This is a genomic window from Margalitia sp. FSL K6-0131 (assembly GCF_038008735.1).
Taxonomy (GTDB): domain Bacteria; phylum Bacillota; class Bacilli; order Bacillales; family Bacillaceae_C; genus Margalitia; species Margalitia shackletonii.
The window spans coordinates 2,955,099-2,975,873 of sequence record NZ_JBBOZS010000001.1 but is presented as its reverse complement, the minus strand read 5'-3'; the positions used below and the strand labels follow the sequence as shown (position 1 = coordinate 2,975,873).

General features: G+C 36.4%; 22 protein-coding genes. 20 read left to right on the top strand and 2 right to left on the bottom strand.

Annotated elements, in window-relative coordinates; genetic code table 11:
- The 14 genes from NSQ59_RS14560 (at position 1) to NSQ59_RS14495 (ending at position 13,076) form a co-directional block, all read left to right on the top strand.
- Positions 1 to 1,467 carry an adenosylcobinamide amidohydrolase gene (locus NSQ59_RS14560; RefSeq protein ID WP_340832007.1) on the top strand — a complete coding sequence of 489 codons (1,467 nt, stop codon included), beginning with the start codon at positions 1 to 3 and terminating at the stop codon, positions 1,465 to 1,467.
- The gene (gene cbiB, locus NSQ59_RS14555) at positions 1,464 to 2,429 is read left to right on the top strand and encodes an adenosylcobinamide-phosphate synthase CbiB (protein WP_340832005.1); all 966 of its coding nucleotides are present in this window, start codon (positions 1,464 to 1,466) and stop codon (positions 2,427 to 2,429) included. The genes NSQ59_RS14560 and cbiB overlap by 4 nt, the downstream gene beginning before the upstream one ends.
- Positions 2,404 to 3,480 (top strand): threonine-phosphate decarboxylase CobD, encoded by a 1,077-nt coding sequence (gene cobD, locus NSQ59_RS14550; protein WP_340832002.1) that lies wholly within the window; start codon positions 2,404 to 2,406, stop codon positions 3,478 to 3,480. The genes cbiB and cobD overlap by 26 nt, the downstream gene beginning before the upstream one ends.
- Positions 3,462 to 4,052 carry a bifunctional adenosylcobinamide kinase/adenosylcobinamide-phosphate guanylyltransferase gene (locus NSQ59_RS14545; protein WP_340832000.1) on the top strand — a complete coding sequence of 197 codons (591 nt, stop codon included), beginning with the start codon at positions 3,462 to 3,464 and terminating at the stop codon, positions 4,050 to 4,052. The genes cobD and NSQ59_RS14545 overlap by 19 nt, the downstream gene beginning before the upstream one ends.
- Positions 4,036 to 5,553, top strand: a complete 1,518-nt coding sequence (locus NSQ59_RS14540) for a cobyric acid synthase (RefSeq protein WP_340831998.1) — start codon at positions 4,036 to 4,038, stop codon at positions 5,551 to 5,553. Before NSQ59_RS14545 ends, NSQ59_RS14540 begins: the two co-directional genes overlap by 17 nt.
- On the top strand, positions 5,550 to 6,353 hold the full coding sequence (gene cobS, locus NSQ59_RS14535) for an adenosylcobinamide-GDP ribazoletransferase (RefSeq protein ID WP_340831995.1): 804 nt from the start codon (positions 5,550 to 5,552) through the stop codon (positions 6,351 to 6,353). The genes NSQ59_RS14540 and cobS overlap by 4 nt, the downstream gene beginning before the upstream one ends.
- Entirely contained in the window at positions 6,311 to 6,955 is a 645-nt protein-coding gene (locus tag NSQ59_RS14530) for a histidine phosphatase family protein (RefSeq protein WP_340831993.1), read from the top strand. The genes cobS and NSQ59_RS14530 overlap by 43 nt, the downstream gene beginning before the upstream one ends.
- Positions 6,889 to 7,332, top strand: a complete 444-nt coding sequence (locus NSQ59_RS14525; protein ID WP_340831992.1) for a bifunctional adenosylcobinamide kinase/adenosylcobinamide-phosphate guanylyltransferase — start codon at positions 6,889 to 6,891, stop codon at positions 7,330 to 7,332. The genes NSQ59_RS14530 and NSQ59_RS14525 overlap by 67 nt, the downstream gene beginning before the upstream one ends.
- A 15-nt stretch (positions 7,333 to 7,347) precedes the next feature.
- Positions 7,348 to 7,818 (top strand): ECF transporter S component, encoded by a 471-nt coding sequence (locus NSQ59_RS14520; protein ID WP_340831990.1) that lies wholly within the window; start codon positions 7,348 to 7,350, stop codon positions 7,816 to 7,818.
- Positions 7,811 to 8,512: an ATP-binding protein gene (locus NSQ59_RS14515; protein WP_340831989.1), complete on the top strand. Its 702-nt coding sequence runs from the start codon at positions 7,811 to 7,813 to the stop codon at positions 8,510 to 8,512. Before NSQ59_RS14520 ends, NSQ59_RS14515 begins: the two co-directional genes overlap by 8 nt.
- 371 nt (positions 8,513 to 8,883) lie before the next feature.
- On the top strand, positions 8,884 to 9,255 hold the full coding sequence (locus NSQ59_RS14510; protein ID WP_055740009.1) for an FAS1-like dehydratase domain-containing protein: 372 nt from the start codon (positions 8,884 to 8,886) through the stop codon (positions 9,253 to 9,255).
- Between the two features lie 364 nt (positions 9,256 to 9,619).
- Positions 9,620 to 10,771 (top strand): DNA/RNA non-specific endonuclease, encoded by a 1,152-nt coding sequence (locus NSQ59_RS14505; protein ID WP_340831987.1) that lies wholly within the window; start codon positions 9,620 to 9,622, stop codon positions 10,769 to 10,771.
- 121 nt (positions 10,772 to 10,892) lie between these two features.
- Positions 10,893 to 11,297 (top strand): DUF4304 domain-containing protein, encoded by a 405-nt coding sequence (locus tag NSQ59_RS14500; RefSeq protein ID WP_340831984.1) that lies wholly within the window; start codon positions 10,893 to 10,895, stop codon positions 11,295 to 11,297.
- Between the two features lie 549 nt (positions 11,298 to 11,846).
- Entirely contained in the window at positions 11,847 to 13,076 is a 1,230-nt protein-coding gene (locus tag NSQ59_RS14495; RefSeq protein WP_340831983.1) for a collagenase, read from the top strand.
- A gap of 551 nt (positions 13,077 to 13,627) precedes the next feature.
- Here the strand turns inward: NSQ59_RS14495 and NSQ59_RS14490 are convergent.
- The gene (locus tag NSQ59_RS14490; RefSeq protein WP_340831982.1) at positions 13,628 to 15,721 is read right to left on the bottom strand and encodes a glycoside hydrolase family 3 protein; all 2,094 of its coding nucleotides are present in this window, start codon (positions 15,719 to 15,721) and stop codon (positions 13,628 to 13,630) included.
- Positions 15,722 to 16,066: 345 nt separating this feature from the next.
- Between NSQ59_RS14490 and NSQ59_RS14485 the strand changes: the two genes are divergently transcribed.
- Positions 16,067 to 16,384, top strand: a complete 318-nt coding sequence (locus NSQ59_RS14485; protein ID WP_055740004.1) for a YciI family protein — start codon at positions 16,067 to 16,069, stop codon at positions 16,382 to 16,384.
- 72 nt (positions 16,385 to 16,456) lie between these two features.
- The gene (locus tag NSQ59_RS14480) at positions 16,457 to 16,606 is read left to right on the top strand and encodes a hypothetical protein (protein ID WP_340831979.1); all 150 of its coding nucleotides are present in this window, start codon (positions 16,457 to 16,459) and stop codon (positions 16,604 to 16,606) included.
- A gap of 39 nt (positions 16,607 to 16,645) precedes the next feature.
- Here NSQ59_RS14480 and NSQ59_RS14475 read toward each other — a convergent pair whose 3' ends face one another.
- Positions 16,646 to 17,071: a YfmQ family protein gene (locus tag NSQ59_RS14475; RefSeq protein ID WP_340831977.1), complete on the bottom strand. Its 426-nt coding sequence runs from the start codon at positions 17,069 to 17,071 to the stop codon at positions 16,646 to 16,648.
- 250 nt (positions 17,072 to 17,321) lie between these two features.
- On the opposite strand from NSQ59_RS14475, the gene pdxR reads away from it, so the two are divergent.
- From pdxR to NSQ59_RS14455, 4 genes are all read left to right on the top strand, one after another.
- Entirely contained in the window at positions 17,322 to 18,755 is a 1,434-nt protein-coding gene (gene pdxR / locus NSQ59_RS14470; protein WP_340831974.1) for a MocR-like pyridoxine biosynthesis transcription factor PdxR, read from the top strand.
- 129 nt (positions 18,756 to 18,884) lie between these two features.
- Positions 18,885 to 19,082, top strand: coding sequence for a hypothetical protein (locus NSQ59_RS14465; RefSeq protein ID WP_055740001.1), 198 nt, complete (start codon positions 18,885 to 18,887; stop codon positions 19,080 to 19,082).
- 295 nt (positions 19,083 to 19,377) lie between these two features.
- Positions 19,378 to 19,824, top strand: a complete 447-nt coding sequence (locus NSQ59_RS14460) for a MarR family winged helix-turn-helix transcriptional regulator (RefSeq protein ID WP_055740000.1) — start codon at positions 19,378 to 19,380, stop codon at positions 19,822 to 19,824.
- Positions 19,825 to 20,109: 285 nt separating this feature from the next.
- Positions 20,110 to 20,661 (top strand): DJ-1/PfpI family protein, encoded by a 552-nt coding sequence (locus tag NSQ59_RS14455; RefSeq protein ID WP_340831972.1) that lies wholly within the window; start codon positions 20,110 to 20,112, stop codon positions 20,659 to 20,661.
- Positions 20,662 to 20,775 lie beyond the last annotated feature (114 nt).

Sequence of the window (20,775 nt, the reverse complement as noted above, 5' to 3'; positions counted from 1 at the left end):
ATGTTAGCAGTAAAGAAGGTAACAGGCGGTTACAAAGGAAGAAACATTGTAAAAGACATTAACTTTAACGTCCAAGCGGGTGAATTTTTTGGAATATTAGGTCCAAATGGAAGCGGGAAAACAACGTTATTAAAAATGATTAGCGGAGCTCTTCCAATTTCAAAAGGGAGCATACATTTATTAGGAAAAGATATTTTCTCCTACTCCGCGAAAGAAAGAGCAAGGCTCGTCGCTGTTTTACCGCAATTGACTGGCGATGGTTTTTCCTATTCTGTGCAAGAAACCGTGCTTTTAGGACGATATGCACATCAAAGCGGTTTGTTTCAAATGATGAGCGAGGAAGATGAAGCGATTGTCAAAGAGGTTATGATCCAAACAGGGGTATTTAAATTTAAGGAAAAATCCTTGCATGAGCTTTCAGGCGGAGAACAACAAAGGGTTTTTCTGGCACAAGCATTGGCACAAAGGCCAAAGGTATTGCTACTAGATGAACCTACAAATCATTTAGATTTAGCCTATCAAAAGGAATTACTGGATTTTATCAAAAAAATGACTATTGAAAACAAGCTGACAGTCATTTCTGTTTTTCACGATATCAATTTGACTTCCCTTTATTGTGATCGAATTCTTCTTATTGAAAACGGAAGAATGGAAATGACCGGATCTCCAAGTGAGGTAATAACGGAAGAACATATTCAGCATGTTTATCAAACAATAGTGAAGGAACATTTTCACCCAACCATTCCGAAGCCTCAATTAGCATTAATTCCAAATCAAATGAACGCGGAGGCGGATATCATGATCAATGATATGTACTTAATACAAAGGGGAGATTGTCTTATTCTAGAATCGCCAATCCGCTTAAAGACGATGTCTTCTGCCGTTATGAATCCAGGTGTCGGCTGGTTTCAAACATTTGTGAATCGTCATGTATCCAAAAATTATAGCTGTGATAACCATCATGAGGAAATGGCTGCATTTTTAACCTCAGAAGGTTTTCTACCAGAAAATACAGTGGGGATGATGACAGCAGTAATGATAGAGGATGCAGTTTCGGAATTTGTAATGGATGATGGTTTTTCTTTGTTTATTGTGGTGACAGCTGGGGTTGGCAATGCGGTAGATGTATCAAAGGGCGATGTTCATTCCTCTGGATTTTTGCCTGGGACGATTAATACGTGGGTCTTTATAAATGGTGAATTATCGGATGAAGCATATATTCAAGCTATTGCAACGGCGACAGAAGCAAAGGTAAAAGTGTTGCATGATTTAAAGATTGAGGATCCTTTAACTGGGACGATTGCAACAGGAACTTCCACGGACAGCATCTTAATTGCCGCTACTCAGAAGGGGAAAAGGCTGCAATATGCCGGTTCAGTCGCCCCTCTTGGCAAAGTAATTGGTCCGGCTGTGTACCGATGTATCAAAAAAGCAATTGAAAAAACGCGTGAAAGGACCGTCAAATGATATTACATCATCTTTTAGCAATTACCATCGCCATTGTTATCGATTTCATTATTGGAGACCCGCCAAACTGGCCGCATCCTGTTAAATGGATCGGGTCATTTATTGCATTTTTAGACAAGCTCTTGAATAAAGGAAGACAACTTCGCTTTAAAGGTGTAATGATGCTTGGAGCTGTATTGATTTTAACAGCACTCATTACTGTGTTTATTACATACTTAGCCTATTATCTTCATCCAATCGTTGGAGTGGTTATGGAAGCAATTATTATCGCCTCTACCATCGCCCAAAAAGGTTTAAAGGATGCAGGTTTAGAGGTAATGCAACCACTGCTTGCTAAAGATCTTCCCTTAGCAAGAAAAAAATTATCTTATATTGTCGGCAGAGATACGAAAGACTTAGAAGAATCCGAAATTGTCAGGGGAACCGTTGAAACAATCGCAGAAAATACAAGTGACGGCATAACAGCACCTTTATTTTGGGCACTTATCGGAGGAGCACCTCTAGCCATGATCTACCGGGCAATCAATACGTGTGATTCTATGGTTGGTTATCGGAATTCAAAATATGAAAAATTCGGCTGGGCTTCTGCTCGATTAGACGATGCAGCCAATTGGATTCCAAGCAGGATTACAGGTTTTCTTATGCTATTCATTCATAAACCTGCCTACATAGAGAAGAAGAAGGCATGGAGAGAGCTTTTTACAGATGCCAAAAAACATCCAAGTCCTAATAGCGGCTGGGGGGAAGCTGCTGTCGCGATTCTTTTAGGTGTGCAGCTGGGCGGTTTAAATTATTATAAAGGCATTGCCTCCAATCGTGCCAGAATGGGCGAACCATTTGAAGCGCTGAAGGCGGATCATATTCAGAAAACGATTGCTATCATGGAACGGACGATTCTGTATTTTTTATTCTTTTTATGGATAGGGGGAGCTGTCATTGACCTTACCATCTCATGGTTCTAATCCGCATTATGTGTATCGGTCAGCCCGAATCGAGAAACCCGATCGTGTAATAGATTTTAGTGTGAATGTAAATCCTTTCGGGGCTCCCACTATAATACGAGAAAGGTGGCAAAGCTGGTTTTCTTACGTGGAGGATTATCCAGATCCGCTTGCTTCCGAACTAAAACAAAAGCTTTCCATTTTGAACGATATTCAAGAGGATTGCCTGTTAATCGGAAATGGAGGAGCTGAACTTATTACACTTGTTGCTCAGTTTCTGAGAGGGAAAAGAATTTTAATTATACAGCCTTCCTTCAGTGAATACGAACAAGCATGTTTTGCGCAAAATTGCTGCGTGGAGCACCATGTGTTACAAGAAGGAAACTGGGCACTTGGACTAAATGAGCTCCTGCCAAAAGTGAAACTATTTGATGGAATTTTCCTTTGTACACCTAATAATCCAACTGGTGTTGTATATGACCGTCAAGCAGTTATGGAATTAGTGCAGGAAGGAAAAAGAGAGGGCTGCTACATCATTATTGATGAAGCATTTTATGATTTTACAACCGATAATCATTCCTATATTAATCTAATAAAACAATATCCTAATCTCATTATTTTACGCTCATTAACGAAGATGTTTGCGATTGCCGGTTTACGGCTGGGGTATGGGGCAGCCAATCCAAGTGTTATGGAAAAGCTTGCTGCTCTGAAACCTCATTGGAGTGTTAATGCAATTGCGATGAAAGCTGGTTTGGAATGTATTTTGCAAGATTCCTATATTCAACATACGAAACAGCATATTGCTGACGAACGCAAGCGACTTGAATTGTTTTATCAATCCAATGGATTTCAAATGTCTAAATCAGAAGTGAATTTCTATTTATTAAAAGATCCTCAGCTTGAAGACGCAGCACCATTGTTTCATTTTTTATTAAAAAAAGGGATAGTGCCAAGGCATACGATGAATTTTCCAGGATTAAACGGTCGGTGGTTGAGGTTCTCAGTTAAAAAAAAGAAGGAGAACAACCTACTAATGGAGGCGCTTCTTGAATGGAAAAAGCACAATTGATATTTATCAGTGGCGGGGTAAGAAGCGGGAAAAGCAGTTTTGCAGAAAAATTAGCCATTGAGTATGCAAAACAACAAAACAAACAATTGAATTACCTTGCATGCGGCCGTGCCTCGGATACAGAGATGGCTTCCAGGATTCAACACCATCAAGAAACAAGAAGAACAAGTGGACTGCCATGGAAAAATTGGGAATGCCCTGTGGATATAAAAGGTATTAGTCCAGCCTTTAGCAAAGGTGATGTAGTCTTACTTGATTGCTTAACAACCCTATTAAATAATGAATTATTTCAATCTGGCAGTAGCTGGGAACAAGTGGCTTTCCAACAAAATGTATATGATACAATCATGGCCGGAATAGATGCCATCCAGGAACAGTGCAGTGTGTTGATCATCGTTTCTAATGAGGTTTTGAATGAGGAATTACATAAAGGGGAGCTTGTTTATACTTATGCTAAACTGCTAGGACATTTACATCAAAGCATTATTCAACAATCCGCGGTAGCCTATCTGGTAGATGCAGGCATACCGTTTTTGATGAAAGGAGAACAAACGGATGAATGGGGATCATAATATTCATGGTGTAATGGTGGTGGGGACGGCTTCAGATGTAGGGAAAAGTCTTGTTGTAACATCACTTTGCAGATTGTTTGCAAATGAGGGTATTAAAGTCGCACCTTTTAAATCACAAAATATGTCAAACAATTCTTATATTACTGTTGATGGCAAAGAAATTGGCCGTGCACAAGGGATACAGGCAGAGGCTGCTAGGACGGAAGCAACCATATGGATGAATCCAATCCTATTGAAACCGACATCTGATCAGCAGTCGGAGGTTGTCCTCTTCGGAAAAAGGGAATCGGTATTTTCGGGAAAAGGGTATCGGCAATCTTTTTACGAAAAAGGCATTGAATCGATAAAAATGGCATTAGAGCGTTTAGCACAAGAATTCGAGGTTATTGTGATGGAAGGAGCAGGAAGTCCGGTCGAAATAAATCTAAAGGATCGCGAGCTCGTAAATATGAAAGTGGCTGAACTTGCTGATGTGCCGGTCATTCTAGTTGCGGATATCGACAGGGGCGGTGTTTTCGCAAGTGTTATTGGCACCCTTGATCTGTTAACGGAAAGTGAAAGAAAGAGGGTAAAAGGAATGATCATCAACAAGTTTCGAGGGGATATAGAGTTGTTTCAGGATGGAGTTGAGTGGTTGGAGCATCGAACGGGCATCCCCGTCTTAGGCGTACTTCCATACTTGGAACAACACATGATTGAAGGGGAGGACTCCTTGTCACTTCAAGATCGCTTCTCCTTTGTAAAAGACGGGGCATTAGATATAGCAATTATAAAACTCCCTTTCATTTCGAATTATACAGATTTTGAACCATTTTTATACGAGGAGGATGTAACGATTCGCTGGGTAGAGAATGCAAACCAGCTTGGTAATCCAGATGTCATTATCATCCCTGGTACAAAAAGCACGATTCATGATCTGCAATTTTTAAAAAATCATCATTTATTCGAATTGATTCTTTCGCATGTGAAGAACGGGAAATACTTGGTTGGAATTTGCGGCGGGTACCAAATGATGTGTGAAACATTGACGGATGAAGAAGGAACGGATACCGGAACTAGAAAATATACGGAACATGGACTGGGGCTAATTCCAGCTGATACAGTATTTTATTCTCAAAAAAAGACGACTCGCGTTCAGGGGAAAATCCATCAGGCAACGGGAATTTCGCAAGAATTACACCTACAAGGATATGAAATTCACTTAGGGCACACCTCCTCCCATCGGCGTCCATTTGTGTTACTCGAGGATGGGTCAGAGGATGGCTATTATCAGGATAATGGAAAAATAATTGGAACCTATCTGCATTCGCTATTTCATAATGATGAGTGGCGTCATTACTGGTTGAATGGGATACGCAGTAATAAAGGAATACCAGTACGTCAAATCGTCAAACTACAGAAGCAAAAAGATCAAAAATATGATCGATTAGCGGAACATTTTAAGAGTCATTTAGATTGGGAGAAAATAATAGAAATCGTAAGCATGTGGGATAAGTCATGAGAATCATAAAGGGTGCACTTATCGGACTGTTAATCAATCTTCAATTTTTTACGGTAATTCCCATTTGTAAGGAACTGCCGATGGATAAAAGGCATATTACCTATGCAGTGAAAACATTTCCTATTTTAGGTTTGCTGCAAGGGGGAGCTTTTGTCGGAGTCTTATACATTTTAATGAACCATACTCCTTTTTCCGATCTTGCCATCGCTTTTATCATTTGGTTATTAACCATTGTTATTACCGGCGGTCTTCATTTAGACGGGTGGATGGATGCGAGCGATGCTTTCTTTTCCTATCAAAAAATAGAAAAACGTTTAGAAATTATGAAGGATCCACGCACTGGAGCGTTTGGAGTCATCTCTGTAATTGTTTTATTAAGCGGTCGTTTTCTCTTTATCTATGAAATAATAAATACGCTGACGATTAGCAGCATGATCCTCATCCTTTGTTTACCTTTTCTAAGCAGAACTTTTATGGGATATCTCCTTTTAATGGTACCCGCAGCAAAAAAAGAGGGACTGGGCTATTTTTTTCAAAAATCCGTTCCTAAACGCTCTTTAATGATCTATCCGGTATATCTTTTGTTATTTGTAATTGGAGTAGCATTTTTGGACCGTCATGATAGTTGGTTCGTTTTATTATTGGTGCTCATTACCTTTATATTTGGTGAAATGTTGAAAAGAAAATCCGAAAAATGGTTTGGCGGCATTACTGGAGATGTTCTGGGTGCATCAGTGGAAGGAATGGAGTGGATACTTTGGCTGAGTATTTGGCTATTACATTATTACGTCACGGGTTAACGGCCGAAAATGAAAGGCATGCTTATATTGGCTGGAGTGATGTTTCACTCAGTAAAAAGGGAAGAGAGCTGTTAGGTAAATATAAAGATTTTCAGGATAACTATGAATTATTTTTGTGCAGCGATAGGAAACGTTGTGTGGAAACGGCGGAAATCCTCTTTCCAAACAATTCTTTAAAAAAGTGTTCGGCATTTCGTGAGATGAATTTTGGGGAATGGGAAAGAAAAACATATGATGAGCTAAAAAATAATGAACTCTATCGTAAATGGCTGGATGATTTCTATAAGGTTTGTCCGCCAGGAGGAGAGGACTTTTATCATTTTACGAAAAGAATAGACGAAGGTTGGCGGAAACTGTTAACTTATCTTTTCACAAATGACCTTCGTAAAGTGGTGATTGTCAGTCATGGCGGTGTTATTCGCTACTTATTAAGTAAACTAGCGCCGGAAAAAGCCGAATTCTGGGATTGGAGAATTCCACATGGTGGCGGATATGAATTAATATGGACAGAGCAGGAAGGAAAGGGGGAGATTCGATGCACTTTGTTACGGGAGGTCACTTTAACGGAAAAGCCACATGGGTCCGGAATTTATACGGATTAGCGGAACGCGATGATTTTACATGGGTATCATTCTATCAAACTGAAATAATTGATCCAGTATTTGAGTGTACGAAAAGTAATTTTTACATAATAGAAGGAATCGAAAGCTATATTAAAAGTTTAATAGAAATGGGGCTGAACCAACAGCAAATGATAGAGCAGATGAAGAGTTTGATTGCGGATGGATTAGATTGGGAAAATGCAGCGAAAGAAAGATGTTTTATTTTAATAGGGACAGATATTTCAAAAGGAATCGTTCCAATGGAAAAAAAGAACCGCGATTGGCGCGATATTACTGGTTGGGTGTATCAGGATATTGCAGCTAAAGCGGAAAAGGTTGATGTTATCTGGTATGGGATTTCAAGAAAGTTAAAATAAATAGGGGAAATTATTATGTCTAGTAAAAATATTGCATGGTGGGGTATAGGGATCGCCTTAACGGTTATTGGGTCCACGATAAAAATCCCTGCCATTGTAGGAAGTGTAGGATTAGATGCGTTTACTGGCCTCGTTATTGCAGGTTTAGGCAGTATTGGAATGGGAGCCTGGATCGCAGCAATTGGCCACCTTCTTTCTGCATTATTGACAGGCTTTCCGCTAGGTTCATTTCATCTTTTAATTGCTCTAGAAATGGCTCTATGCGTATTTGTTTTTGGAATTTTAAATAAAGCTGGCAAAAAAGCAATTGCAGCGGTTGCTTTTTGGATTGGAAATGCTTTGATTAGTCCATTGCCGTTTATTTTTATTATGGACTGGACATTTTTTATTGCAATTGTACCTTCCCTTATGATTGGCTCTGCATTAAATGTCATTGTTGCCCGAGTTTTCTTCGATTTATTAGGAAGGGGGAGAAAAGATGAGTGATGCTCTTATTATTCCATTTAATGAGACAGAAAGTATCGTTGTTTCTACAGACAATAGCGGTGGTATTGGTATAAAACCTGATGATGTTGTCAAGGTAACGTATGATGTTGTAGCCTATTATTCTTTTCGTGTTGCGATTATGGATTGTATGGCTGCAGGGGGGGATCCGTTTTCCGTATTGATTCATAATTTTTGCCAAGAAAATTCTTGGGCTGAGATCAATGCGGGAATAAATAAGGGAATTTCCGAAATGGGTTTGACTTCCATTCAGGTAATCGGAAGTACGGAGAGCAATTTTTCATTATTGCAATCTGCCTTAGGAATAACTGTGCTTGGAAAAAAGCGGAACAAAGAACGTAACGAACAGCAATTGTTTATTAAGTTCGCAGTTATTGGCACTCCACTAGTCGGAAATGAGGTAATCGAACATGCGGATCAAGTTGCTCCTCTTTCTTTGTTTAAATGGATGTGCCAACAGAAAGATGTTATACATATTCTTCCGGTAGGATCGAAAGGAATTTTATATAAACTGAAACAGATATATCCAGAATTTGGACAGGTACAAGCAAAAAGTGATTTAGATCTATTCAAATCAGGTGGTCCTGGAACTTGCTTTTTAATAGCCTTTCACGAAGAAAGTGAGGATTTGATAATAGAGAAGGCTGGTCCATATTTTCATCGATTACGGGAATAGGGGTCTTGTCCTTTATCCCACTTTCGTTATTCAGAATAAAAGGTGATAAGGGACAGGTTCCTTTTCCTACTATTAATATTTACAAATGTAGATTTAAAAGAAAGTTGTATCGTTTATAAGGAAATGGTACAAATTTCCCCCCTTGCCAAAAGGGGTGCTTTTATATTGAAAAGACGCCTGAATGATAAGATCGAAGAAGGTACTGTTAATTGACAATAGGTTGTTCCATTAAATAGCCATTTTCTGGAGTAACACATTTGAAGAAAATCGTATCTAACTGAGGGAGCTCAATAAGGCATTAAATGAATGAGTAACCATTCATATCGTGTTATAATGAATATATAGAAAATTTAAAAAACGGAGGGGTATTTATGAAAATTGGAGATATTTACACATGGGAAAGAACTTTTACTAAAGAAGAGGTGTTAGAGTTTGGAAGATTTTCTGGAGACCAAGGTAAGCATCATGTTGAACCTGATGAAAATGGACGGATAATGGTTCAAGGATTATTAACTGCTAGTATAGGAACGAAGATTGGAGGGGATCTAAACTACATCGCTAGAGAAATGGTGTATGAATTTATTCGACCTGTTTTTATTGGAGATACCATCACTTGCGAAATAACCATTAAAAATGTTGAGCAATCGGAATGTTTTAAAACTGTGGAATTGGAAACGGTATATCGTAATCAAAAAGGTAAAGAAGTGATTAAAGGTTCTAGTCATGGGATAATTAGAAACTAAGTAAAATCACGTTAATATACAATGTTACAAAAACGTCTTATTGTATAAACGGGTGCTTTACTTCAAGATGGGATTCTGCACATATCTCATCTTTTTGTAGAATTATAATATATATGAAAAAAAACACTATTGTTAACAAAAAGAATACCCAAAGTTGTTCATTATTTTCTCTCCCTAAGTTTTGATTATTGAACAAATTTCTACTGAATAGTAATATTAGTGGGTATTTACTTTAGTTAACATAGTACTCTAGTGATTTTTTTGTTAACCTTTAAACTTCTTGTTAACATAATGATAGAATACAGAATTTAAAATTACTTTTAAAAAAAATAACATCTTAGAAAAGACTTCGAGGGGAACAATGATGAAAACTTTTAAAATGAGAAACATATCTTTTACTTTATTATTTACTCTTATGTTTATAATGCTAAGTGCTTGTAGCGATGTGAGTAACCAATCAAAACCTACTACAAATGACCAAAAAGCAACTACTACAACAAATGTTAAATCAGACGTTACACAAAGTTCTAGGGTAAGTTCAAATTCAGAAGCTAAAAGTTCAACAAACGTAAAAGAAGATTCAGCTACAACCAATAAAATTAATGTGGAAAATCAATATAAAACACTTGCGAACTCAGATTTTAAGGGTAAACAAGTTATTATATTAAATAATAATCATACTACTTTTTCTAAAAAAGACTTAAGTTTAGCTAAAGGAAGTTGGCAATCTTTTTCTAATTTAGATTCTTTCAATCGTGTAGGTGTAGCAAACGCAATGCTTTCAAAATCTCTAATGCCTAGAGAAGATAGAGAGCCACTTTATGTCGATCCTACTGGTTGGAAGAATAAAAAAATTACTGTTAATGGTAAAACAGAATGGCTTTATAATCGTTGTCACCTAATTGGTTATCAACTGACAGGGGAAAATAACAATCTGAAAAATTTAATGACAGGAACAAGAAGTCTTAATGACCCCGATATGCTTGTTTATGAAAACAAAGTGGCCTCTTATTTAAAAACAACTAACCATCATGTCCGTTACCAAGTAGAGCCTATATTTAGAGGGAATGAATTGGTAGCTAGAGGCGTTCATATGCAAGCAAAAAGTATAGAAGATAATAAGATAGAATTTAATATTTATATTTTTAATGTTGAACAAGGAGTAACGATTAATTACGCTGATGGTTCTTCAAGAGTACAATCAGCTGCAATAACCAATAATGTCACAAGTAGCTCAAATACAAGCTCTTTAAACGTATCAAAAAGTGAATTAGCTGTACATCCTGGTGATAAAGCAACTGTGTCAGTAAAAACAAAACCGCATGTACAGGGTACTATTGAAGTAGATTACTCTTCTGGTCCTAGCCATTCATCAGGTTTAGAGCCTAAAACTTCTGATAGTAACGGTAATATTAGTTGGACCTGGACAGTTGGTACAAGAACAAATCCAGGAACTTATAATGTAAATATTAACGTTAATGGACAAACTATCACAAAATATTTAGTAGTAAAATAATAATGTGGCCGCTATTATAGTGGCCTTTTTCTTTTGTAATGTTCAAGGATGATTATTAACGATGGGAAGTTTAAAAAGAGTGAAAAAATAATGAATGTATATAACTTAAGAAGGTGAAAAAATGTCATTGGGAAGAGAGAAGATGATTTCAGCATTAAAAAAGATTGTTGTTCCTGAACTTAGGGAACGGGGCTTTAAAGGTTCGTTCCCACATTTCCGAAGAATTTTCGAGAATAAAATAGACCTAATCACTTTTCAATTTGACAAATATGGTGGGGGTTTTGTAATAGAAATTGGAGTTTGTTCCCCAGAAGGAGTTATCCATCACTGGGGAGAAAAAGTTCTTCCCAATAAAGTGACGGCACACGATTTAATTCCTGATAGTAGGCTAAGGTTAAAGGGGAATAATGGTGAATGGTTTAGGTACGACGTAAACAACGTATTTGGAGATATATACGAAAAGGTTGCTAATAAAGCGTTGACTCAACTAAATAAAGCTGAAGAGTATTGGGGAATAATGACATAAAATATTGGGCGATTGAGTTAAACAGTGGGGTTATTGAGGCAATCCGATTTCTTATTCGGCTAACAGGGAGTTTAGATGAACAATCTTCAATAGCTTGTATTCAACAATCGGGCCAAATTGTTGATCATCATATTTTAAGTAAACTGGTAATGATGACGAGATTGTGAAAGTTTGCTCTTTATCTGACAGATCAAATTAGCAGAAGAGGGAGTTTTCTAAATCGATGTGGAATATTGCTTGTGTGAGTTTCTTGTAGTGGTACATTACTACTTTTTAAGGGGTGCTAAGTTGCTGAATATTCCTATTCCGCATATGCATTAAGCGCTATTTCCGGAAAATGGAGGTAGGATTTTAGATTCAATCCTAATCGAATTTGCAGGTGAAAAGTCTAGAATAAATCATAAAGAATTAGTATGGTGATGATGGAAAATATTTTAAATCCGAAATTTAATATTAAAAGGAAATAAATATCTAAATATAGAAATAAATTATAGAAACAATCTTAATCATTCATACGGTAATTTCATTTTTATAGAAAAGAGGGGGAGTATGAAAAAATATTTATATTCACTTTTCATTATGTTTTTACTGATTTTAACTACGGGATGTACTCAAGAAAAAGTCAGCAGTGGACAGGAAAATACTGCGACCCATCAAAAAAAAGCGAAAAACAAAGAGGATACCTTTAATGATCAAGATAAAGAAAAATTGGAAGCGGAATTAAAACAGTATTTTCTTGGCGTGGAGGAAGCGGTTAAAAACAAAAACTATGATGAGTTTATGAAATTTCAAAATCCAGATAACCCATTGTTTTATAGAGAGCAGGCTAGATGGATTAAAGCAGCTATTTTATATGGCAAAATAAAAGAAGCCACCCTTTCCATTGGACTATATGATATTCAAGTAATCTCAGAAACACAAGGGTTTATCAGTTTTGTTGTAACTATGGGGTTCAAAAATAGTGAACCTACTAATAATCATATCCAATATCAAATTATCAAAACAGCGGATGGATGGAAGATTAATGATTTGCCTTTCCAAAGCATGAATAAAGATAACATCACCTTTTACTATTTACCCGAAAACGTAAGAGAAGCTGAAAAGTATATTGAAGATACTTTTCAAATTGTTCAGTTTTATAAGGAGAATTACCGTTGGAACCCTGACCACGTTGATGTTAAGCTTTTTACTAATAGAGAAGCATTAGCGGCTTCTGTTCCTTTTCCTTCTCTTTCAGGGGAAAGTGGTGACATGGATGGTTCGTTTAAAACACTATTACTAAAAGATAATCCTGAACGCACCTTCTCCATTTTCGCTCATGAACTTACCCATCGCATGTTAATGGATTTTACCAATGATAATTTAACGTCACTGTTCCAAGAAGGGTTAGCAACCTATATGGAGAATGGTGTAAAAAAGGAAAACGGGAAGCTTGTATTAGATAAAAAATCGTTAAACAAAGCAATCGAAAAGGTTCTTGCAGCATGTAAGCATCGATATTATTCTCTTGAAACATTAATAAACATCGATTCTTATGATGATAAGGATATTAATGTTTATGCTTACGGCTTCCTGGTAACAAATTTCCTCATTGAAACAGAAGGTTTCAACAAAATAACCAAATTCGAGAAATTATTGAAGCAAAGTAAATATATCGATAACGTGGATGAGCATAAATCAGATATGATGAATAAAAGAACCCTGTCAGCATTTGAAAAAGTGTATGGCAATCTGGATCAGCTCTCCGCTGCATTTAAAGAGTTTTATAAACTTAAATAAGTATATCATTCTTTAAAATTACTTATTGCTTATAAACGGAATTTTTTGCTTTACGGATGTGACACTATCATCGTTAAGTTCCCTTCTAGACTGTATTCTCCCCCTCGCAGGTAAAACAAAATGGTCTTCCTTTGCGAACGGAAAATGCATGTCTATCTACTACCATAGACCCTTGTCCATCATTTTAAACAGTTTGGAGTTAAAACATTGAAAAACAAAATGAAACGATGTGCATCGTTAATTGATGAAAGTATCTCTTAGCCTAATTACTATTCTCTTTCAGAAGATGAACAATGCTTTGATTTATTCACAATTACTGTTTGAAGCAACTAACAGCATGTCTTTTTTTTTTACTTTTGTTTTGCCTTAAACGGGCGCGTTAAGGAAACACCATAGGCAAGGAAATGATCAAATTTTTTATAAAAGAATGAGTCAATTAATAATATGAAGAGCGTGTTTTGTTCCATCTTTTTTTACAAAACACGCTCTTTTTTATGATTGTTTAGCGAGGTTATTATTATTAATTTTACAAAGAGGATGCCCTTTCCCCGTCAATATTCCAATCCATGACCAATATTATATAAAATACTTCCATCCTGATTGTAGATGGTTACTGGAAGCTTTCCTGTCGGGTTATTTTCACCAAAAATGGTGTTGACAGATGCTTCAAAGCTAGCTTTATTATAAGAATATTGAACTAAATAGGCTCCGACATTTCGATAGGACATGATGTCATATGGATTTCTGATGCCAACCGCGACAACTGGAATGCCTGTTGCAATCAGCTGATTCGTCATTAACATTTGTGATGCGGAAGGTGCTCTGCCGCTAACAGAGGAAGTATAGGTTCCAACAATAATATATTTTGCATCTTTTATTTGATCTAATTGGGCTTTTGTCAAGGTAGTTGATGTATTGATATAGGTCACATTATTATGATGTTTCTTCACTTCATCTACAAGTGATTGTACATAATATCCGGAATAGCCAACAACCGCAATTTTATCCTCTTTTGCCACGTTCAATGGAAGTAGATGATCATTTTTTACAAGTGTTATAGATTTAGCAGCGACTTCCTTTTCAATTTGCTTATGCTCAGGTGAGCCGACAACCTTTAATGCATTTGCAACTTGATCGTCTATATTTTTTTCCACTTCCGGTTTTACAATACTTCTATTTAACTTTAAAGTAAGAATACGTTCCACAGATTGGTCGATTCTGGTAACCGGGATAGCTCCCGAATATACCGCATTATATAATCCATTCGCAACTTGCTCCACACCAACAGGCATTAATAAAATATCAGCACCCGCGTTAACTGCCCGAATAGCTGCATCCACTGCTCCAAAGTTATCCACGATGGCTCCCATGTTCATGGCATCAGTAACAATAACGCCCTTAAAGCCCATTTGTCCTCGCATTAGTCCTGTCAAAACTTTATAGGAAAGAGTTGCAGGAAGCGAAATTTCTGTACCATCTTTTTGGGAAATGACCTTTGTATCATCGATTTTTGGAAAGGTTACATGTGCTGTCATAATAGCATCAATTCCGGCATTCATAGCTTGTTGAAATGGATATAGCTCCACTTGCTTCAATCGATCCATATCATAAGGAACTTCCGGCAAACCTAAGTGGGAGTCTACTGCTGTATCCCCATGACCAGGAAAATGCTTCGCAGTAGATGCCGTGTTCGTTTGATGTAGTCCATTGAGATAAGCCTTTCCCAAATCAGCTACCAATTGAGGATCGGCACCAAAGGAACGAACACCAATAACTGGATTATCCGGATTTACGTTCACGTCCATTACTGGGCCAAAGTCCATGTTAATACCATCTGCTTCCAGCTCTTCGCCAATGACTTTTCCAACTTTACCAGCCAGCTCTTCAGAACGGGTTGCCCCAAGTGCCATATTCCCAGGAAAATCAGTACCAGTTTGCAGCCTTGTTACGATACCGCCTTCCTGGTCAACAGAAATTAGCATCCCGTATTTTTCAGCCGCATCTTGATAAGCTCTCGTAAGTCGGATTGTTTGGTCCGCTGTAACGGTATTTTCACGGAATAAAATAACACCGCCAATATGATATTGCTTGATCAGCTGCGCAATTTCCGGCTGCATTTCTGTTACATTTTTCCCTTTCCACGTACGAAAATCAGGCATCAACATCTGTCCAACTTTTTCTGGCACAGTCATATGATTAATGGCTTTACCAATAATGTCATAGCGTTTTCCATGCTCTTTTTCTACGATTATTTTATCTTGATTACCTTTATATTGAATGGAAATTCTATCTTGGTAATTTCCATCAGTTGCATAGATAAAAGTCTTTCCGTTATGCCCAAGTAAAGTCACTTCACCGCTTGGATCAACAGAAGCTACATTTTTATTGGAAGATTTCCAAGTAATATTTTTGTTGGCTAGTAGAAAGTTACCATCGCTATACAAATGAAAAGCATTTAACTTCAGTTTATTATTTAATACATCTCGGCTTACTTGAGGGACATTCAAATCTATTACTAGATTATTTAATTTTGTAGAAGATGGTTCATCTGCTTTTGCTTTATTAGATCCCCATTCTGGTACGCCAGTAAGAATGAAAGTAAAAATAATGATTGAAAAGCTAAATATTTTTACTAGCTTTTTCATCTTTTCCCCTCCGATTTTGTGGAAAATAGTAAAATATGATGATACGTGAATGAAACAGTAATACTTTTTCTACAGAAAATGATTCCCCCTTTATTACAATTTACCTGTGAAAAAAGCTTGCTTCATACCAACTTTATGCATAGGAAGAATAGTTAATGTAGCGATGGAAAAAAAGGGGAAGAAAGTAGGGTGGACTTTAATGAAAGTGGAAATTACATGGGTGTTAGGTCGTAGTTAAAAAAGTCGGTGCTGTCATCCATTCGTTAGTTGCGCAGTTAAAAGATGTTAAATAGAATATTAGATAAGAATGAATGTTCTAATTCTATTTGATAATGGGTGAAGTAAATGAAAAAATTTGTAGTGATGTTAAAAGATAAAAAGGCAGGGGAACTAACACAGGAATTATTAATACAGCATATTGAACATCTTAGAAAAATGAATGATGAAGGAAAACTATTCATTTGTGGACCCTTCAAAGATAATGATAAAGCGATACAAATCATTCTATGTGAAAGTTTGGGAGAAGCAATAAATCTAGTGGAAAGTGACCCCTTTGTAAAAGAAGGTTATTATGCCACTTATGAAGTCAGTGAACTACTAGAAGCAAACGAAGAGAATAATTGGTTAATAGATATTCCACAAACCAAAGATAACCTAACATAACAAATAACATTATCTTTAAAAGTGCTCAAAAAGACCAACTCATGGCAAAATGCGAGAGCAAGTGGTCTTTATATGGGTTCAAAAGACCAAGGCAAGGAAAACTCCGGTTGCAAATGGTCTTTAGAAACGTTCAAAAGACCAACCCAAGCAAAAATTCGAGAGCAAATGGACTTTATAAGTGTTCAAAAGGCAGACGCAAGGAAAAATTCATCCCATTTTTAAGCACCAGTGCAGTTCCTTTATTTGTTTGCCTTTCAAGCGCTATTCCAAGTTTTGAAGGTACTCAGATTGCAATCCATATGCGATTATTTTTTTCTTACACAGTTTTACAACATCTACATGATCATGATATCGATATACAAATAATTTAATGGATTTTTTCCCTCTTTTAGTATCAATGACTAATGGTAAACTATTATTTTTTGGTTGTAAAAATGTATTTTCGTTTCCTGGAAAAATATAATAGCGCTCTAAAAAAACGGCTTCGTTAAAGCTTTGGATAAATTGTTTCTTCTTTTGTTCTTCTAAGATTATCCCGTTCATCGTTATAGTATCATTATTGTCATTGAGTTTTAAATGGATTTCAAATTCACTTAAAAACCATTCTACAAGACTGGTAGGTGGACATGTCAATATTATCTTAACAGCACTGGCAATAACGATTGAAAGTACGATCATCCAAGTCATTTTTATCATCTCCTTACAGTTAATCAAGACATAGTAATAACCAGAACTCTGCTATTTCAACATCATAATAGAATAACCAGTTTAATACACCATCCATTTGCATTTAAATAAGACCAACCACTTATAAAGGTAGAAATAGAATAGTAAAATTACAAAAAAGGACAAAAATGATTTGTATTTGGCAATCTTATTTCCGTTACAATCAAGATAGAAGATGCAATTTTTATTATTTTGGAAGAAGGACAGTTAAATGGATTGGAAACCAGATAGAAATAAGAAAACTCCGATTTACATACAAATATCAGAGTATATTGAAAACGGTATAACAGACGGTACGTTTCCGGTAGATAAGCCACTGCCTTCTGAAAGAACTCTTGCGCAAGCATTAGGTGTAAATCGCAGTACAATCGTTTCGGCTTATGCAGAATTAGAGGCAAGTGGGCTGGTGGAGCGCAAGAAGGGGAGCGGAACCATTATCAGCAGGGATATTTGGGGACTTACGAAAAAGCGAATCCCCAGCTGGAACAAATATATTGAAGCGGGAACGTTTTTACCAAATATTCCAGTCATGCAACGCATCCGGAAAGAAACGGAAGAAAATCATCTCATAAATCTTGCGAGCGGTGAACTATCCGCTGATCTTTTTCCTAATGATTTTATACAGGAATCTCTAATGAAAACAAAGTTTACTGGGAACTTAGGGTATGATCATCCACAAGGGAATATCGATTTGCGCAATACCATAGTCGAACATGTTCGAGAGTATCGGAAAATAGAAACGAAGCCTGAGTCTATCCTTATCACTTCGGGTGCCCAGCAAGCTATCCATTTGATTATCCAGTGTTTATTAAAGCCTGGAGATGCTGTGGTGATAGAAAACCCATCTTATAGCTTTAGTCTTCCTATCTTTAAAACAGCTGGATTGAAAGTATTCCACCTTTCAGCAGAGAAAAGCGGATGGAACCCTGCTGAATTAATTCCTATTCATAAAAAGCATCGAATCAAAATGATATTTACTAATCCTATTTATCAAAATCCGACAGGGACGTTAATGTCGTCTCATAAAAGAAGGGAATTATTGAATATCTCATCTGAATTTGGAATCCCTATAATCGAAGATGATCCATATAGTTTGTTATCTTTTACAGAAGAACATCCATCAACATTAAAATCGATGGATGTGAATGGAAATGTGCTGTATATTAGTTCCTTATCCAAAATCGCGGCACCTGGTTTAAGAATAGGATGGATAATCGGTCCACCTCCAGTAATAGAACGATTAGCAGATGCAAAACAGCAGTTTGATTTTGGGCATTCGACATTCTCGCAATGGATTGGAAATCAATTTTTAAGCTCCCATTACTTAGAAGAACATCTTCATTTATTAAAAAGGGAGTTAAAAAGTCGAAGAGATGCAATAATGAGCAATCTAATTCAATATTTTGGAAGTCATGTTGAATTTCAAAAACCATTGGGAGGAATTCATTTGTGGTGTCAATTTAAAAATGAAGTAAATGAGAATCTCCTTCTAGAAAATTCGATTAAAGAGGGAGTAATCTTTGCACCCGGCAGTACTCTTGGTACAGAAAAAGGATGTATCCGTCTCACATATGCTAGAGGGGATGAAAATACTATTCATCAGGGTGTGAAACGTTTGTTTCATGCTTTCGAAAAAACAAGATAAGAAAAGTGGATGGCTATATTATTGACGGATTGGATGGTTTCAATTAAAGAATACACCATTATGATGATACTAGAAGGAAATTTTATTTTAGAATAAGGACCTTGTCATTGATGGTGGAGGTGTATCGACATGATGATGGTTGCTTACATTTTAGTTGCTGTAGTAGGGATTGCAGCTCTAGTAGGAACGTTAATGGTGGCAGGGAAAGCCGATGCAGACTATAGCACTGCAACCAAAGGAAATTTAACTCGCATTCTATTAATGTATATTATTCTCGGCATTATTGTTATTATAGGGGCGATAGTAGTTTGCATTTATTTAATATAAAAAATAGAAGAAATTCAAGTTTGCAATAATGGTTAGAATGGCTATTCCAGGAGATGGGATAGCCTTCTACTAATTTTTTCATTCAATCGCATAATGTGATAACTAGTGCATTTATCCTGCAGAGATTCATGCACTTTTTTGTATTCTTGGTGAAATGATGGCGACACCTAGTTAAAAGGTTGTAGAATTTATGATATATTCAAATAGAAATGCGTTGTTGAAAGCTAATGGTTAATCTCTAACTCATAATTAAGAAAAAAGTCATGGGGTAATTTATAGTAATGAGGGGACCAACATGAATACATTTAATAATAATATATTGGAATCTTTTTCAGAAATAAACAGAGCAATCTATAAGTTAGAAAAATTAGAAGCAGATAAACACGGAATAACGGTAGTTCAATTAAAAACAATTTATCATATTAATCTTAATCCTAATATTGGTTTAAGTGAACTGGCAGAAAAGTTAAGGCTTACGAATAGCACAGTTAGCGGTGTAGTCGATCGATTGGTACAAAATAATTTCGTTGAACGAGTTATACCGCATACAGACCGAAGAGCCATTTCTCTCCTTTTATCTAAAAAGGGTGAGGAGTTGTTAGAAACCATTTTTTCATCTGACAATACTACGATAACAAGGCTAAACGGATTATTAGAAATACCGGAAGAAGAGATCCAACATTTATTAAGACTGCATAAACTAGTGTTATCCAAATTGAAATTTCAAGAGGAAAAAATATAATGATATACAGAGATATTAGGTGAGTATTTCATAGGAGATTAAAACGTAAGCGCTTCAACGCAAAGGAAAAATACTGTAATTCTATTAATATTTTATTCATAGCATTTGGGGATTGCTATTTATTTAATTGACTTACTTTAGGCAATGGTATTTGCTACCATTCGCCTTTTTTAATTGAGCTAAAAACAATTTATGTTGAAAAATTTTTGAAATTAGAGGAAAGTATAACTTTTTTTAGATTATATAAATATAGGCAAAATGAATATTTGAAAGGGGGAGCATTACATGGCAAAAAAAGTATTGTTATTAGCTGGAGATGCGGTGGAGGCGCTAGAAATCTATTATCCTTATTTTCGCTGTTTAGAAGAAGGGTATGATGTTCAAATAGCTGCTCCATCGAAAAAGCAACTTCAAACAGTTGTGCATGATTTTATTGGCTGGGATACTTATACAGAAAGCAAGGGGTATTTAATTGAATCAACCGTTGCCTTTGAAGACGTAAATCCTGAAGAATATGACGGACTAATTATTCCAGGGGGAAGGGCACCAGAGTATATTCGTTTAAATGAAAATGTTCCTAGAATTGTAGCGCATTTCTTTGAAACAAAGAAACCAGTTGGAGCGATTTGTCACGCGAGTCTTATCCTAACAACAGTGAAGCAATACATGGAAGGACGTGAATTAACAGCTTATATTGCTTGTAAGCCAGATGTAGAAGCAACAGGTGCTACATACATCGAAAATCATCTTCATGTCGAAGGAAATCTTGTCTCCGGTCATGCGTGGCCAGATCTTCCTGGATTCATGAGAGAGTTTATTAAACAATTAAATCAATAATATTTATCCCCTAAGAATGGTGATTCTTAGGGGATTTATTTATTTTATTAATTTAACTTACTTTGCGGGCAGATTCAGTCTATGAAGGTTACCGTTGTACCTGGATTTCCTCTT